The organism is Cryobacterium sp. 10I1, assembly GCF_035019805.1.
GTDB lineage: Bacteria > Actinomycetota > Actinomycetes > Actinomycetales > Microbacteriaceae > Cryobacterium > Cryobacterium glucosi.
The window spans coordinates 1-321 of sequence record NZ_JASJVF010000616.1; the positions used below are offsets into that span (position 1 = coordinate 1).

The 321-nt window shown below is 75.4% G+C and carries 1 protein-coding gene; it reads left to right on the forward strand.

Going from position 1 to position 321, the window contains the following annotated elements:
- Nucleotides 1-321 (forward strand): glycerate kinase (locus QN345_RS20020; RefSeq protein WP_323509239.1); only part of this gene is annotated, 321 nt, incomplete at both ends.

The window sequence follows — 321 nt, forward strand, 5'->3', positions numbered from 1 at the left end:
GGGTGCCTGGCGGGCCGCGCGGCGGCGGCCGCGGCCGCGATGGAACGCGGCATCCGTTCGGTGTTCCCGGATGCCGTGTGTATCGTCGCGCCGATGGCCGACGGCGGGGAGGGAACGGCAGACGCCCTCGTGACCGCGCTCGGCGGCACCCTCGTCACGGCCGAGGTGCAGGATGCGCTCGGACGAACGGTTCCGGCGACCTATGGGTTCGTGGCCGCCGAGGGCCTGGCGGTCGTCGAGATCGCCGCGGCCGCCGGCATCCACCTCGTCGCGGTCGCCGACCGTGACCCCCGGATCGCGAGCACCTTCGGGGTCGGCGAC